Here is a 14,168-nt window from a genome sequence, read left to right as displayed (position 1 = left end):
ATGCCGGGGACATCGCGATATCAGCTCAGCGCGCTGATCGCCTCCCGGAGGATCCCGTCCGCCGCCTCGAGCGCGCGTGCGGCGGTCTCGGCATCCGCGCCGGTGGCCAGCATCAGCAGCGCGAGCTTGACCGATCCGCCCGCCTCGCGCAGCGCCTCCGATGCCTCGTCGACCCCGACGCCCGCCAGCTGCGTCACCGTCCGGACGCTGCGCACGCGCAGCTTCTCGTTCGTGGCGAGCAGGTCGACCATGACACCGCGGTAGGTCTTGCCGAGCTTGATCATCGACAGCGTCGAGAGCATGTTCACGACGAGCTTCTGCACGGTGCCCGACTTCAGCCTCGTCGAGCCGGAGACGAACTCGGGCCCTGTGACGACCTCGATGGCGATCCGGGCCGCTGCGCCGATCGCAGAGCCCGCGTTGGACGCGATCGCGACGGTCAGCGCCCCGGCCTCACCGGCGTGCACGAGTCCGCTCACCACGTACGGCGTGCGCCCCGACGCCGAGATCCCGACGACGGTGTCCTCGGGGGCCAGCGACAGCCGTTCGAGGTCGGCGATCGCCGCGTCTTCGTCATCCTCGGCGTCCTCGACCGCGGAGCGGATCGCTCGCTCGCCGCCGGCGATCACACCGACCACCGTCGACGGATCGGTGCCGAAGGTGGGCGGGCATTCGCTGGCGTCGAGGACCCCGACGCGTCCGGCGGTGCCGGCTCCGATGTAGATGAGTCGTCCGCCCCGGCGGAAGCGCTCGGTGATCCCGTCCACGGCACGCGCGATCTGCTCGGCCTGGGCTGCCACGGCATCCGGAACGCGACGGTCTTCGGCGTTCATGGCGAGGACGAGGTCGACGGTGTCGAGCAGGTCGAGATCACCGCGGTCCGCGGTCTGCGCTTCGGTCGTCAGACCGGACAGCTCGGCGAGCAGAGCGGCGAAACGGGAGGAGTCATCCAGCACGGTGCAGATACCTTTCGTGGGGCAGGTCGGTGCGCGCCGCGAGCAGCAGCGCACCGTCGAGGGCGTCGCCGCGCGCCGGCACGATCGTGCGCGCCGCGGCGACCAGAGCCGATTCGAGAGCGGTCCGGAACCAGGCATGGTCCGTGAGCCCGCCATGGAGGACGACGTCCGTCGTGGCGGCCGAAGCGGCGGCAGCGGATGCCGAGAGCAGCCCGACCGCTTCGTCGGCGATGCCGAGGGCTGCCCGGTCGCCGTCGGCCGCGGCATCCAGCACCGCGGGGGCGAACGTGGCCAGACGCCGCGGGGCCGGGACGGGACCGGCCAACCAGGCGTGCACGTCGACGTCGGGGCTGAGGTGGGCGCGCAGCGCCTCGGTGAGCGAGGTGGCGGGTCCGAGTCCGGCGTCGGCACGCAGGACCGCACGGATGCCTTCGCGACCGAGCCAGGATCCGCTGCCGAGGTCGCCGAGTTCCGGACCCCATCCGTCGACGAGTCGGACGCCGTCCTGGTCGACGCCGAGAGCGGCCGCGCCCGTGCCGGCGATGAGCAGCACACCCGCCGTGCCGCCGAGGGCTCCGGCGTGCGCGGTGACGACGTCGGAGGCGACGACCACGGAGGCGGAGAGCCGGGCGGCGAGCGCGTCGGCGAGACGTCGAGCACCCTCTGGAGCGGCCCATGCACCGGCCGCTCCGACGCCGAGCGCGTCGATCGCACCCCCTGTGGCGTCCAACAGAGGCAGAATGGCTTCCAGTGCGGCATCCACCCCCGCAGGGGCGGCGAGACCTGGGGCACCGTCACCATCGAGCCGGATCGGTGCGGACGCGTCGCTGACGACGAGTCGGCACCGCGTCTTGCCGAGGTCGATGGCCGCTGCACGCATGAAAATAGTCTACATTTCCTAGCTGAGAGCTGTAACGAAATTTCGACGCCGTCGAGGCGTCGCTGAGGAGACGCATGAGCATTCAGACCCGCATCGACGCGACGTCGCCCTCGCTGTCCCCCGCGCTGCAGCGCATCGCCGACGAGATCCGGCGCGATCCCGCGCTCGTGACGCGCCTGTCGATCACCGAGCTCGCCCAGCGCTGCGAGACCTCGGTGGCCTCCGTCGTCCGCTTCTGCCGGGCCGTCGGCGTCGCCGGCTACGCCGAACTGCGCATCTCGCTGGCGTCCGAGATCGGCCGCGAGTCGGCTCAGTTCTCGCAGCGCACCGGGTTCGGTTCCGAGATCGGGGTTGACGACTCGCTGCCGGAGATCGCGGCGACCATGGCCTCGCTGGAAGCGCTCGCGATCGAGGAGACCATCGCCGGCCTCGATTTCGCCACGCTCGGCGCGGTCGTGGATGCCGTCGATGCGGCCGATCGCATCCTGCTGTTCGGCATCGGCGCGAGCCAGTTCACGGCCGCCGATCTCGGACACAAACTGCTGCGCGTCGGCCGCAACGCCCTGGTGCTCTCGGATGCGCACGAGGCGGTCAGCTCCGCCACGCTCTCCACCGTTCGCACGGTGGCGATCGGCTTCTCGCACCTGGGCACGACCGTCGAGACGCTGCGATTCGTCGAAACGGCGAAGGCCGCCGGAGCGACCACGGTCGGGGTCACATCCGCGCAGGACTCCCGGTTCGCGAAAGCCGTCGAGCACGCGCTGTACACGGCTGTACGCGAGCCGGCGTTCCGGGCCGGAGCGATGGTGAGCAGGATCGCGCAGCTCGCACTGGTCGACTGCCTGTTCCTCGGGATCGCCCAGCGGCGCTACGACGACACGGTCGACGCACTGCGGCGCACCCACGAGGCGACGCGCGGCCTGCGCTGAGACTCGACCGGCGGCCGCGTCACGCCGCCACGGCCTCCGGCGCGACGCCGTCCGCCACCGGCATCCCGACGCTCGCCGTGCGCAGGAAGACGATGATCCAGCTGAAGATGAGCACGGCCGCGATCAGTTCGACGGCCGTCAGGTTGTAGTACCCCGTCGCGAAGAACACCCCGAGGAGCGCGATCACGGCGACGTAGATGTAGCCGAGCGCGACGAAGACGCGGGCGATCGTCGGCAGCAACCACGGCAGGCCGATCACGACCGCGGCGAACGCGACGGTCATACCGGTCGCGACCGTGTTGTGCACGAGGAAGAACTCGTCGACCGGGAAGATGCCCACGCAGGCGAGGAACACGCCGATCAAGGCCATCGCGATGCGCACGAAGCGGCGCCCTCGTTGCTGTTCCGCCGTGTCGACGGGCAGCTGCGCCGTCGCGTACCGACCGATCGTGGTGACGATGATGCCCGCGACGATGAGCGTGCCGTTGAAGATCCAGGCCGAGGCGTTGCTCGACATCCCCAGAGCGGACAGGTTGTCCTGCCACCAGAGCGGGTCCGAGGCGGTGAGCATGCTCGCGAACGCGCCGACCACCAGGAACACGGCGAGCACGAGCGACAGCGACATCGGCGTGAGCGCGGCCGCGCTGAGATAGCAGATGTATGCGGTCAGCGCGAAGGCCACGGCCACGAGGATCGCACCGGGGAACGCGAACACCGGAGCGCCGGTGAAGCTCTCCGCCAGCAGCACGGCGATCCCCTCCCAGCCGAGCAGCGCGGTCACCGCGTAGGCGAGTGCGATCGCCGCACTCTCGTACCAGCGCACGTGCACATCAGGGAGGGCGAGGCCGTCGGCGCGCACGACCGGCTGCTCGCCGCGCGATCGCACGCCGATGCGGGCGAGCGCGACCGCGAGGATCGCCACGATGGCGCCGCCGATGGCCGCGTACGTGCCGATCGATCCTGGGCCGGTGATGTCGAGCGTGCGCCCCCAGAAGACGAGGAACGAGATCGGGAAAGCGAGGATGAAGAAGATCGCACCCACCAGCAGCGCGACCGCCTCGAGCGAGATCGTCGTCTCCCCCGGTCGCCGGACGAATCGGCTCAGCCAGTCGCGCACGCGGTTCGTGTCGGCAGTGTGCATGCCCTCACGATAGAGCCTGCGCTGGTCGCCGCCGTCACGCCGTCGGCGCCAGCCCCTGGTCCTCTTCGCGCACGGTGCCCTTGTACGACCACGGGAAGTCGATCCAGAGATCGGTGTCCTTCCAGGCGTAGTCGGGCTGGATGATCGTCGAAGGCTTGGTGTAGACGGTCACCGAACGCACCTCGGCGCCGATGTCCTCGAGCAGGTGAGCCGCGAGAGCGAGCGTGCGCCCTGAATCGGCGACGTCATCGACGAGCAGCACACGACGTCCCACCAAGTAGGCCATGTCCAGTTCAGGCGGCAGGACCTCTGGAGTCTCCAGGACCGTGCCGACGCCGGTGTAGAACTCGACGTTGATCGCACCGCAGTTCTTGGCACCCAGTCCGTAGGCGATCGCTCCAGCCGGCAGGAGACCGCCGCGGGCGATCGCGACGACGACCTCTGGCTCGAATCCGCTCTCGACGATCCGCCTGGCGAGTTCACGCGTCGCCTCACCGAATCCGTCCCAGGTGAGCGTCTCGCGCTCGATCAGTGCATCAGTCACAGGCTCCACTCTAGAATGGGACCCGTCCGGCCTCTGACGCCGGTGCCCGAAAAAGGGGCACGAAGCTCGCGGCGAAGACGCCACGGGGCGAGACACATACGGAACCTCACCCTCCGTCCGTGTCGAAAGGTCTTCGCATGCCCACCGTGTCCGCACACGTCGCCCGCACCCTCGCCCAGCACATCGATGCCGTCTTCGGCGTCATGGGCAACGGCAACGCCTACTTCCTCGATGCCATCGAAACCCGGACCGCGGCCGTCTTCACCGCGGTGCGCCACGAGCAGGGTGCCGTCGTCGCGGCTGACGCGCACTATCGTGCCTCCGGCCGGATCGCCGCCGGAACCGCGACCTACGGAGCCGGTTTCACCAACACCCTGACCGCGCTGGCCGAGTCCGTGCAGGCGCGGATTCCGCTCGTCCTCGTCGTCGGCGACGAACCGACCTCGGGGCCGCGCCCGTGGGACGTCGACCAGATCGCGCTGGCTTCGGCGGTCGGCGCCCGCACGTACACCGTCGGACGCACGGATGCCGCGGCCACCACCGTCATCGCGATCGAGCACGCCCTGAAGTACCGGCTGCCGGTGGTGCTCGCCATCCCCTACGACGTCGCGGCGCTGGAGGTCTCGGCGTCGTCTGATGCGGGCGCGCTCCGGCTGCCTGATCCCCTCGCGCCAGCAGGGGCATTCGCCGAGGGGATGCTGGAAGAGATCGCCGCAGCGTTGCGGGGCGCACGGCGGCCGCTCCTGCTCGCCGGGCGCGGCGCGTGGCTGGCGGACGCGGGTGAAGCGCTCGGACGGCTCGCGGACGAGGTCGGCGCCCTCACGGCATCCACCGCCCTGGGCAGAGGGATCTTCCCTCGGGGCGAATACGATCTCGGCGTGACCGGCGGCTTCGGCGCCGAAGGCGCGATGGAGCTCATCCGCGAGGCCGACGTCGCCGTCGTGTTCGGAGCGTCGCTGAACCAGTTCACGATGCGCTTCGGCTCCCTCTTCTCCCCCGGCACGCAGGTGTACCAGGTGGACGTCGCCCCGGCGGCGACGCACGCGCACGTGGGCGGATTCGTCCGCGGCGATGCACGGATCGTGGCGGACGCCCTCGTGTCCCGGCTGCGGGATGAGGGTGCCGTCGGGCAGCCTTCTCGCAGCGCATCGTGGCGAGAATCGGTCGACGTCGCCGCGGCACGTGCGTACGAGCCCGGCGACGAGCTCGCGGCGGACGGTCGGCTCGACCCTCGTTCGGCCGCGCGTCGGATCGCCGAACTGCTTCCGGAGGACCGCGTGGTCGTCTCCGACGGCGGACATTTCATCGGCTGGGCGAACATGTACTGGCCGGTCGCGAGCCCCGATCGCATGATGATGATCGGCACTGCTTTCCAGGCGATCGGTCAGGGCTGGCCCAGCGTGGTCGGTGCCGCACGCGCCCGCCCGGAGACCACGATCGTGCTCACATCCGGTGACGGCGGGGGGCTGATGGCGATCGCCGATCTGGAATCCGCCGTACGCGCCGCCGCTGGCCGCGGATGCGCCGTGATCTGGAACGATGCCGCCTATGGCGCCGAGGTGAACCTGTACGGGTTGAAGGGGTTCGCCGAAGCGCCCATGCGCATCCCCGAGGTCGACTTCGCCGCGTTCGCGTCCGCCGTCGGTGCGGAGGGCGTCGTCGTGCGCACTCTCGCCGATCTGGACCGCCTGGCCGTGTGGGCGGCAGAGGACGCCGGAACACGGCGCTTCCTGCTGCTGGACCTCCGCATCTCGGGCACCGTGATCGCGCCGTATCAGCAGGAGATCATCCGCGTGAACTCCTGACGCAGCAGGTCCGACCGGCAGAAGTCAGATCCAGCCCCTGTCCTGCGCGATCCGCACGGCCTGGGCGCGGTTCGACGCCCCGGTCTTGCCGATCGCCGAGGACAGATGGTTTCGCACCGTGCCCGCGGAGAGGAACACCTCGGACGCGATCGCCGCCGCCGATCGCCCGTCGGCGGCGAGCCTCAGCACCTGGCGTTCCCTGTCGCTGAGCGGGTTCGCTCCCGTGAACAGGCTCTCCTCGGCGAGCACGGGATCGAGAACACGCTGCCCTGCGTGCACCCGGCGGACGGCGTCGGCGAGCTGCTCGGCCGGGGTGTCCTTCACGACGAACCCGCTGGCTCCGGCATCCAGAGCCTGACGAAGATATCCGGGTCGGGCGAAGGTCGTCACGATCAGCACCCGCGTCGCGGGGCTGGCCTGCCGTATCCGCCCGGTCGCGTCGATGCCGTCGGTTCCCGGCATCTGGATGTCCATCAGGCACACGTCAGGCGTCAGCTCGCGCACCAGGCGCACCGCCTCCTCACCGTCGGCGGCGGCACCGACGACCACGAGGTCGCCCTCGAGCTCGAGCAGCGCGGCGAGCGCGCCGCGGACGAGTGCCTGGTCGTCGGCGATCACCAGTCGGATGCTGTCGCTCACCACGTCACCTCCACGACGGTCCCACCGGCCGGTTCGTCTTCGAGCCGGAGCTGCGCGCCGGCGGCCGCTGCGCGTTCTCGCATTCCTCGGACGCCGTTGCCTTCCCGTCCACCGCGGCCTCGGCCGTCATCCGTGAAGGACAGATGCCCCGCCGCGACGCGCACCCGCACTCGGGATGCCTCGGCATGGCGCAGCACATTCGTCGTCGCCTCACGGAGGATCCAGGTGGCGGTGAGCGCCTGCGCCGGCGACAGCGCGGCCGGATCCCCGTCCACCGCGAGTTCGACGCCTGCCGCGCGCAGCGCGTCGCCGCTCGCGGCGAGCTGCTCGTCCAGCGTGACCGTCCGCGCACCGGACACGGTCGCCCGCACCCCCGCGATCGCTTCGGCTGTGAGGGCCTCGATGTCCGCGAGCTCTGCTTTCGCCCGCTCCGGATCGGAGTCGATCAGACGCCTGGCGAGCTGCGACTTCAGGCCGACGACGGTCAGCGAGTGGCCGATCAGGTCGTGCACATCACGCGCCACCGCTTCGCGACCCTCGCTGGTGGCGAGCTCGAGCCCGAGACGCTCCGCCTCGGCGGAGCGGATGACCAGGGTCGTCGACACGGTGTTCACGACGGCGAGCAGCGCGATGATGATGAGGATCGTGACGTACCCCATGCCGCCCGGCGCGAGGAAGACGTACATCGCGGCGACCGTCAGCGCCGCCCCGATCGTGATCCAGTGCCAGAGCCGAGTGAGACCGTACGAGGCGAACGACATGATGAACGGCAGGAAGCTCAGTGCCGCTCCGCCCTCGGCGGGGATCGAGACCAGGGCAGACGCGATCAGCCCGGCGAAGAACAGCCACGGCGCCGGTCCTACGGGCGACCCCAGCGGCATGTCGCTGCGCAGCCCGCGGATGGCACCGACGACGTACAGCGCGATGAAGAGCGCGAGCGCGATCCACCCCGCGATGATCCAGCCCACTGCCGCCTCGGAGCGGACCAGCGCCACCACCGGATAGATCAGGAAGACCAGCCAGATGAGCGCCATCACCGAGGCGAAGCGCTCCCACGGGTTCTTCGCCACGTCGGGATTCTCACCGGTCATCGTTCAAACCTAGCCAGGTCTGCGCGCTTCAGCGGCGCGAACGCGCACGCCGAGCCCCGGCGAGCACCAGGACGACGAACACCAGCATCCACACGGCGATGTTGAGGAGCACCGCCCACAGCGGATCGCTCTGTCCCGTGGTCAGCATCCCGTCCGTCAGCGGCCAGCGGCTCAGCGCGACGTACCCGTACAGCGGTGTGAAGCGGGCGATGTCCAGCATGACGCCGTCCAGCGGCATGAACACGTTGCCGAAGAACGCGAAGAAGGTCAGAGAGATCGACGCCAGCGCCGCGGCCGAGTCGGAGTTGAAGAACAGTCCGACGCCGAGGCCGTAGAGCCCGTACATCAGGCCGAGCCCGAGGATGATCCCTGCGCACGCCGCCCAGCGCCAGAGATCGTCGACCTCGGCGCCGGTCAGCAGTCCGGCCGTGAAGACGGCGAGCACGGCGAGCGCGGCGAAGGCCACGGCGGTGATCAGTTTCGTCGCCGCATATCCGGCGGTGCTGAGCGGGGTCATGGCGAGCTGCCGACCCCAGCCCTGCTTCGCCTCGGCTGCTGCGAGCGAGGTCAGCGAGCTCATGGCGACGGCCGTGCCGTATGCGGCCATGGAGACCATCACGTAGAACGAGACGTTCCCATGTCCGGCGGACTGCCCGCCGTAGGCGGCGGCCCCGCCGAACAGCAGGTACATCACCACGGGCATGGTCAGCGTGAAAGCGAGCGTGTAGGGGTTGCGCAGCTGGCGGACGCCCTCGATGCGCAGCATGGTCGGTGAGATCAGCATGGTCAGTCCTCCGTGAGGGCGGTGAAGGCGGTTTCGAGGGTAGGGGCGGCGATCTCCAGGTCGCTCGCTCCGGCTGTGAGCAGCATCCCGGCGACGGCGTCGGAATCCACGGCGTGCAGGCTGACACGATCGGCGTCACGGCGCAGCTCGGCGACGCCGGCGTGCGCGTGCAGTGCCGCGAGGACGGTGTCTGCGGCATCCGCGTCGCCCGGCAGGGTCGCGGACACGAGCCTGGCGCCCAGGCCGGCGCGCAGCTGCGCGGTCGGCGCATCCGCGACGACCCTGCCGCGGTGCATGACGATCGTGCGATGCGCGAACTGCTCGGCCTCTTCCAGATAGTGCGTGGCGAAGACGATGGTGCGGCCGGCCGCGGCATCCGAGCGCATCACATCCCAGAAATGGCGGCGGGCTGTCACATCCATGCCCGCGGTGGGCTCGTCCAGGACGAGGATGTCGGGGTCGGCGACCAGCGCGAGCGCGAACTTGATGCGCTGCTGCTCGCCGCCGGAGCACTTCGCGACCCGGCGACGGGCGAGGCCGGCGAGGTCGGCGCGCTCCAGCACCTCCGGCACGCGGGCGAGGGCCGCGCGCCCGTGCAGGGAGGCGACCAGGCTGACCGTCTCGCGGACGGTCAGATCCGACAGCAGGCCGCCGGTCTGCAGCACCGCCGCGATGGCGCCCCGTGCCGTGGCCTGGTCCGGACGCTCGCCGAGCACGCGGACGGTCCCTTCGCTGGGCTCGGAGAGTCCCATCAGCATGTCGAGCGTGGTCGTCTTGCCTGCCCCGTTGGGACCGAGCAGCGCGACGACCTCGCCGCGCGAGATGGTGAGGGTCACGTCGTCGACCGCCTGTACCCGGCGGGCGCCGTGGCCGAAGTGGCGACGGACCCCGGCGAAGTCGATGACCGCGTCGGCGGTCGTGCGAGTCGGCGTCGGTTGCGCCTGAACTATCGTGTGCATGCTTCCAGCGTGGCCGCGCGGCGGATCGGATGCCGGAGGGCGATGTCATCAGCTGGACGTGACGTGTGTCATGTTCCCGTGACGGCTCAGTCGATGTCCTCCACACCCTGCAGGCGCAGCTGTTCGAGGTCGAGCCTCGCGGAGAGACGCCGCACCACGAGATCGTCGACGGTTCCGGCGCGTCGGAGGCCCCGCAGCACCTCGCGCTTGTGATCCAGCAGAACCAGCTTCAAACGGGAGTACTGATCGTGCCGCACGAGCGGCGAACGCTGCATCACGTCGACATCGGCCGATGTCGCCACCATCTGGAGGACGACGCCGTCACCCGGTTGCGCTCCCGTGGCGCCGCTCGGATCGGGCTCTCCGAGCCCGTCGGCGGCAGTCGATGACGGGTCGGACGCGAGCGGATCCGACCCGGCCAGCATGTCCTCCATCGCGCCGACCTCGGCATCGATCAGCGCGCGCTCCCGCGCCATCGCGCGAGCGTTCGCCAACTCGAGGGCCTCGTATCCGTCACGGCGCACCCGGTCACGCACCTCATCGCTGATGCCGTGTTCCGCGGCGATCACGTCGAGGGCGGACATGGCCGCGCCGGAGATCGCGCGCTCGGCGAGTTCGTACTCCTCGTCCTCGGCGTGATCCGCGGGGAATCCGGCCCAGCGCACGACGGCCGGCAGGAGCGGTCCCTGCACGAGGAGGCTGAGCAGGATCACACCCGCCGTGACGAAGATGATCTCGTTCCGGCCCTCGAGCGGCGCACCGGCCGATGTCGTGAGGGGAACGGACAGCGCGATCGCCAGGGACACGGCTCCGCGCATCCCGGCGACAGTGCTGACGAACTGCGCGCGCGTGCGCAGGCCGCGGGGATGGGCGCTGCCTCCGCCCATCAGTTGGAACGGAACGGAGAGAAGCTGGAACAGGAAGCGCACGATCGACAGCGTCGCCCAGACGGCGAGGATGATCAGCACGAGCCGGCCCACTTCGCGCAGCGACGTCTCATGGACGACCCACTGCACCTCGAGTCCGATGAGCACGAACAAGGCGCCGTTGAGCAGGAACACCCCGAACGGCCAGACCGCGTCCGCCTGTCTGCGCGACGCAGCGGTGCTGATCCGTGGGCTGATGTAGGCCGCGATCAATCCCGCGACCACGACAGCGAGCACCCCTGAGGCATGCATCATCTCCGCGATCAGGAAGGCGGTGAACGGCACGAGCAGCATCGCGACGTTGATCGTGATCGTCGTCCGCACGCGGCTGAGCACCGCCCATGCCACCGCCATTACGACGACACCGGTCGCGATGCCCCCGACGTACGAGACGATGACCGTCCACGTGACAGACAGCGGCGTCACCTGGCCGCCGACCGCCAGAGATACCGCGATCGCGTACAGGACGAGGGCCGTGCCGTCGTTCGTGAGGCTCTCGGCTTTCAGCTTCATGAAGCTGCGGCGCGGAAGGAGTCGTCCGAGCGCGGCGACGGCTGTGGCATCCGGCGGCGCGACGGCGGCACCGAGGATGAGGGCGATCTCCCACGGCATCCCGAACAGCACGGCCACGCCGGCGACCGCGAAGGCCGAGGCGACCACGAGCAGTGTGCTCATCGGAAGGATGTATCGGAAGTCCCGACGGATCGACCGCAACGAGGTGGTGAGGCTCTCCCAGAAGAGCATCACGGGGAGGAACAGGAGCAGCACGGTCTCCGGCGGAAGCTGCACCTCGCGCAGAGCCGGGACGAACCCCAGCAGCAGGCCGAACACCACCAGTACGAGCGGCAGCGCAAGACGCAGGCGAGGCGCCAGCATCGTTCCCACCAGGATCGTCAGCCCGAGCAGGACCGTGATCTCGAGACCTTCCATCTGACCCCACCACTTCTGCCGCCACGCGACGGTCCGCGAACCTGCTCAGGACACAGCGCCCGTCGACGCCAGCGTATTCCCCCGCACCCCGATCCTGGGGCCGATCCCCGGCGCGGTTAGGCTGGCCGGGTGCCTCGGATCCGTAACATCAGTGTCGGCCTGCCCGTGAAGCACGGCCACGTGCTCGTCCTGTCCGGTCGGGACCGCTCGATCGGTCGCGATTTCTACCGCGCGATCGGCGGCGGCATCGAGTTCGGCGAGCGCGCCGACGAGGCCCTGCGCCGAGAGTTCAAGGAGGAGCTGGGCGTCGCGCTGGACGGTTCTCGACTGCTGGCCGTTGCGGAGAACATCTTCACCTATGAGGGCGAGGAGGGTCACGAGATCGCCCACGTCTTCGCCGTCGACGGCGCTTCGCTCGACCAGATTCCACTGGATGCCGAACTGCACGTCCTCGACGAGGGCTCCCCCGTGAGGTGGGTGCCCATCGACGACCTGCGCGACGGCGAGCGGCCCCTGTTCCCCGCAGGCGCCCCTGAGGCATTGTTCGCTCTGGTGGGCACGAATTCATGACGATCCTGCTCCGTCCGCACGCCGAGATCGCGTTCGAGGACTCCGGCGGCACGGGCGTCGCCGTCGTGCTCTGCCATGGGGCGGGGATGGACCGGACGATGTTCGATGCTCAGGCGGCGGCACTCACGGGAGCGGGTTTCCGGGTCATCACCTGGGACCTTCCTGGTCACGGCGAATCGAGGCTCGCCGCGGCGTCGCGCTTCACGGCATCCGACGCGCTCAGCGATCTGACCGCGCTGCTGGATGACCGCCGGGTGGACCGCGCGGTTCTCGTGGGGCACTCCCTCGGGGGCAACCTCGTTCAGGCGTTCGTGCGTGCGAATCCGCACCGGGCCGCAGGCCTGGTCGTGATGGACTCGACCTGGAACGCGGGACCACTCGCCTGGTGGGAGCGCCTCGCCCTCCGGCTCGCCGCTCCGTCGCTGGCGCTCGTTCCCGCACGACGGCTTCCTGGCCTCATGGCGCGAGCCTCGGCGGTCACAGCGGACGCGATCGCACGGACCGAGGCGACGTTCGCCCGGATGCCCAAGTCCGTGTTCCTGGACGTCTGGCGCGCCACAGTGTCGTTCGTCGACCCCGACGCCACGTATCGCACGCCGGTTCGGCTGGCTCTCGTGCGCGGCGCGCTGGATCGCACGGGGAACATCGCGAGCGCGATGCCCCGCTGGGCACACGCGGAGGGCGTCACGGAGCATGTCGTCCCGGATGCCGGGCACATCGTCACGTGGGATGCACCGGAGGCGAGTTCGCGGATCCTGCTGGAGGTCGTCGAGGAGTGGCGGGCGGCGGCTCGCGACGGCGCATAGGGGTGTCGCGAGCCGCCGCATCGTCAGCGTGCCGCGTGAGCGACCGGCCTGTCGCGGGGGAAGCCGGTCGCGCCGATGAGGGCGAGAGCGATCGTGACCAGCATCCCGGCGACCCAGATCGGTGCCGTCGGAGGCCGTCCGTCGGCGAGCACGATGGCTCCGAGCACGGGCCCGACAACGGCCCCGATGTTCAGAGCCGCTGTGGCGTACGAGCCGGCCATGGTGGGCGCGTCCGTAGCCGCGTACAGCACCCGCGCGATCAGCGTGCTGCCGACGCCGAACGACAGCATTCCCTGAACCAGGACCATGGCGATCAGCAGCACCGGACTCGACGCCGCCAGCGCGAGCACGACCCAGCCCGCCAGAAGCAGCGGTCCCCCGACTGCCAGCACGAGCCCGGGCCGGCGGTCCGACAGTCGACCGGCGATCGTCACGCCGAGGAACGAGCCGACGCCGAACACCACGAGGACGACGGGCACCCAGCCGTCAGCCAGTTCGGCGGTTTCCGTCACGATGGGCGCCAGAAACGTGAGCACGGCGAATGTGCCGCCGTTGATCATGGCGCCCAGCAGCATGGCGAGGATGAGCCGCGGCGAGGTCAGAGCGCCGAGCTCGGCGCGGAGAGTCGGCGTGCCGTGGCCCGGTGACCGGCGCCCGTTCGGGATGCCGAGGATGACGCCGAGAGCGGCGGGAAGGCACAAGAGCGCGATCGCCCAGAAGGTCGCGCGCCAGCCGAGCGCGTCGCCGAGAAGCGCTCCGGCCGGCACGCCGGCGACGGTCGCGATCGTCGTGCCGGAGAGCAGGATCGACAGTGCTCGTCCCTTCCGGTCGGGCGGCACGAGCGCCGTCGCGGTACTCAATGCGACGGCCAGGAAACCGGCGGTGGCCACAGCGCTGACCGCACGGGTGGCGAGCAGGATGGAGAAGTCCGGCGTCAGCGCGCCGGCCACGTGGCATCCGGCGAAGACGAGCAGACACAGCAGCAGGGTGCTCCGCGGCGGCCAGCGTCGCGCGAAAGCCGCCATCAGCGGCGCGCCGACGACCATGCCGACGGCGAATGCCGAGGTCAGCAGGCCGGCGGCGCCGATCGACACGTCGAGGTCTGTCGCGACGGCGGGGACGAGCCCCGCGAGCATGAATTCCGAAGTGCCCATGACGAAGACCGCCAGGGCGAGCAGATAGAGGGGAAGAGGCATCGAATACTCCGA

14 protein-coding genes are annotated in these 14,168 nt (G+C 70.2%); 4 read left to right on the top strand and 10 right to left on the bottom strand.

All coding sequences use genetic code 11. From position 1 onward, the window contains the following. Nucleotides 1–20 precede the first annotated feature (20 nt). Together murQ and ACFCYE_RS12570 are read right to left on the bottom strand one after the other, a co-directional pair. A complete protein-coding gene (gene murQ / locus ACFCYE_RS12575) occupies nt 21–956 on the bottom strand; it encodes an N-acetylmuramic acid 6-phosphate etherase (protein WP_376179184.1) in 936 nt (311 codons plus the stop codon). Next, complete coding sequence (locus ACFCYE_RS12570; RefSeq protein ID WP_376179183.1) at nt 946–1,836, bottom strand: BadF/BadG/BcrA/BcrD ATPase family protein; 891 nt, start codon at nt 1,834–1,836, stop codon at nt 946–948. The genes murQ and ACFCYE_RS12570 overlap by 11 nt, the downstream gene beginning before the upstream one ends. A 74-nt stretch (nt 1,837–1,910) precedes the next feature. On the opposite strand from ACFCYE_RS12570, the gene ACFCYE_RS12565 reads away from it, so the two are divergent. Continuing rightward, on the top strand, nt 1,911–2,765 hold the full coding sequence (locus tag ACFCYE_RS12565) for a MurR/RpiR family transcriptional regulator (RefSeq protein WP_376179181.1): 855 nt from the start codon (nt 1,911–1,913) through the stop codon (nt 2,763–2,765). Between the two features lie 19 nt (nt 2,766–2,784). Here the strand turns inward: ACFCYE_RS12565 and ACFCYE_RS12560 are convergent, their stop codons facing one another. Together ACFCYE_RS12560 and ACFCYE_RS12555 are read right to left on the bottom strand one after the other, a co-directional pair. Then, on the bottom strand, nt 2,785–3,906 hold the full coding sequence (locus tag ACFCYE_RS12560) for a DUF998 domain-containing protein (RefSeq protein WP_376179179.1): 1,122 nt from the start codon (nt 3,904–3,906) through the stop codon (nt 2,785–2,787). Nucleotides 3,907–3,940: 34 nt separating this feature from the next. Continuing rightward, nucleotides 3,941–4,450: a phosphoribosyltransferase gene (locus ACFCYE_RS12555; protein WP_376179177.1), complete on the bottom strand. Its 510-nt coding sequence runs from the start codon at nt 4,448–4,450 to the stop codon at nt 3,941–3,943. Nucleotides 4,451–4,587: 137 nt separating this feature from the next. Between ACFCYE_RS12555 and ACFCYE_RS12550 the strand changes: the two genes are divergently transcribed. Next, entirely contained in the window at nt 4,588–6,255 is a 1,668-nt protein-coding gene (locus tag ACFCYE_RS12550) for a thiamine pyrophosphate-binding protein (RefSeq protein WP_376179175.1), read from the top strand. A 24-nt stretch (nt 6,256–6,279) separates the two neighbouring features. On the opposite strand, the gene ACFCYE_RS12545 is transcribed toward ACFCYE_RS12550, so the two are convergent. The 5 genes from ACFCYE_RS12545 to ACFCYE_RS12525 form a co-directional block, all read right to left on the bottom strand. Then, the gene (locus ACFCYE_RS12545) at nt 6,280–6,894 is read right to left on the bottom strand and encodes a response regulator (protein ID WP_376179173.1); all 615 of its coding nucleotides are present in this window, start codon (nt 6,892–6,894) and stop codon (nt 6,280–6,282) included. Then, nucleotides 6,891–7,985: a sensor histidine kinase gene (locus ACFCYE_RS12540; protein ID WP_376179171.1), complete on the bottom strand. Its 1,095-nt coding sequence runs from the start codon at nt 7,983–7,985 to the stop codon at nt 6,891–6,893. The genes ACFCYE_RS12545 and ACFCYE_RS12540 overlap by 4 nt, the downstream gene beginning before the upstream one ends. Before the next feature lie 28 nt (nt 7,986–8,013). Next, nucleotides 8,014–8,769, bottom strand: a complete 756-nt coding sequence (locus tag ACFCYE_RS12535) for an ABC transporter permease (protein WP_376179169.1) — start codon at nt 8,767–8,769, stop codon at nt 8,014–8,016. Nucleotides 8,770–8,771: 2 nt separating this feature from the next. Further along, nucleotides 8,772–9,728 (bottom strand): ABC transporter ATP-binding protein, encoded by a 957-nt coding sequence (locus tag ACFCYE_RS12530; RefSeq protein WP_376179168.1) that lies wholly within the window; start codon nt 9,726–9,728, stop codon nt 8,772–8,774. 86 nt (nt 9,729–9,814) lie between these two features. Beyond that, entirely contained in the window at nt 9,815–11,584 is a 1,770-nt protein-coding gene (locus ACFCYE_RS12525; protein ID WP_376179166.1) for a Na+/H+ antiporter, read from the bottom strand. Nucleotides 11,585–11,713: 129 nt separating this feature from the next. On the opposite strand from ACFCYE_RS12525, the gene ACFCYE_RS12520 reads away from it, so the two are divergent. Then, nucleotides 11,714–12,154, top strand: a complete 441-nt coding sequence (locus ACFCYE_RS12520; protein ID WP_376179165.1) for an NUDIX hydrolase — start codon at nt 11,714–11,716, stop codon at nt 12,152–12,154. Continuing rightward, nucleotides 12,151–12,960 carry an alpha/beta fold hydrolase gene (locus ACFCYE_RS12515; RefSeq protein ID WP_376179164.1) on the top strand — a complete coding sequence of 270 codons (810 nt, stop codon included), beginning with the start codon at nt 12,151–12,153 and terminating at the stop codon, nt 12,958–12,960. The genes ACFCYE_RS12520 and ACFCYE_RS12515 overlap by 4 nt, the downstream gene beginning before the upstream one ends. Nucleotides 12,961–12,983: 23 nt before the next feature. Here ACFCYE_RS12515 and ACFCYE_RS12510 read toward each other — a convergent pair whose 3' ends face one another. Then, nucleotides 12,984–14,156: a Cmx/CmrA family chloramphenicol efflux MFS transporter gene (locus ACFCYE_RS12510; RefSeq protein WP_376179163.1), complete on the bottom strand. Its 1,173-nt coding sequence runs from the start codon at nt 14,154–14,156 to the stop codon at nt 12,984–12,986. Nucleotides 14,157–14,168 lie beyond the last annotated feature (12 nt).

It is taken from the genome of Microbacterium sp. NPDC056234 (genome assembly GCF_042267585.1).
Lineage (GTDB): Bacteria > Actinomycetota > Actinomycetes > Actinomycetales > Microbacteriaceae > Microbacterium.
Note: the sequence above shows the minus strand (reverse complement) of the source record. Positions and strands in the feature narration are given on the sequence as shown.

Coding starts and splice junctions, on each gene's coding strand:
- ACFCYE_RS12560 (WP_376179179.1), bottom strand. CDS start 3,906: ATGCACACTGCCGACACGAACCGCGTGCGCGACTGGCTGAGCCGATTC.
- ACFCYE_RS12530 (WP_376179168.1), bottom strand. CDS start 9,728: ATGCACACGATAGTTCAGGCGCAACCGACGCCGACTCGCACGACCGCC.
- ACFCYE_RS12510 (WP_376179163.1), bottom strand. CDS start 14,156: ATGCCTCTTCCCCTCTATCTGCTCGCCCTGGCGGTCTTCGTCATGGGC.
- ACFCYE_RS12535 (WP_376179169.1), bottom strand. CDS start 8,769: ATGCTGATCTCACCGACCATGCTGCGCATCGAGGGCGTCCGCCAGCTG.
- ACFCYE_RS12515 (WP_376179164.1), top strand. CDS start 12,151: ATGACGATCCTGCTCCGTCCGCACGCCGAGATCGCGTTCGAGGACTCC.
- ACFCYE_RS12550 (WP_376179175.1), top strand. CDS start 4,588: ATGCCCACCGTGTCCGCACACGTCGCCCGCACCCTCGCCCAGCACATC.
- ACFCYE_RS12570 (WP_376179183.1), bottom strand. CDS start 1,836: ATGCGTGCAGCGGCCATCGACCTCGGCAAGACGCGGTGCCGACTCGTC.
- ACFCYE_RS12540 (WP_376179171.1), bottom strand. CDS start 7,985: ATGACCGGTGAGAATCCCGACGTGGCGAAGAACCCGTGGGAGCGCTTC.
- ACFCYE_RS12525 (WP_376179166.1), bottom strand. CDS start 11,584: ATGGAAGGTCTCGAGATCACGGTCCTGCTCGGGCTGACGATCCTGGTG.
- ACFCYE_RS12565 (WP_376179181.1), top strand. CDS start 1,911: ATGAGCATTCAGACCCGCATCGACGCGACGTCGCCCTCGCTGTCCCCC.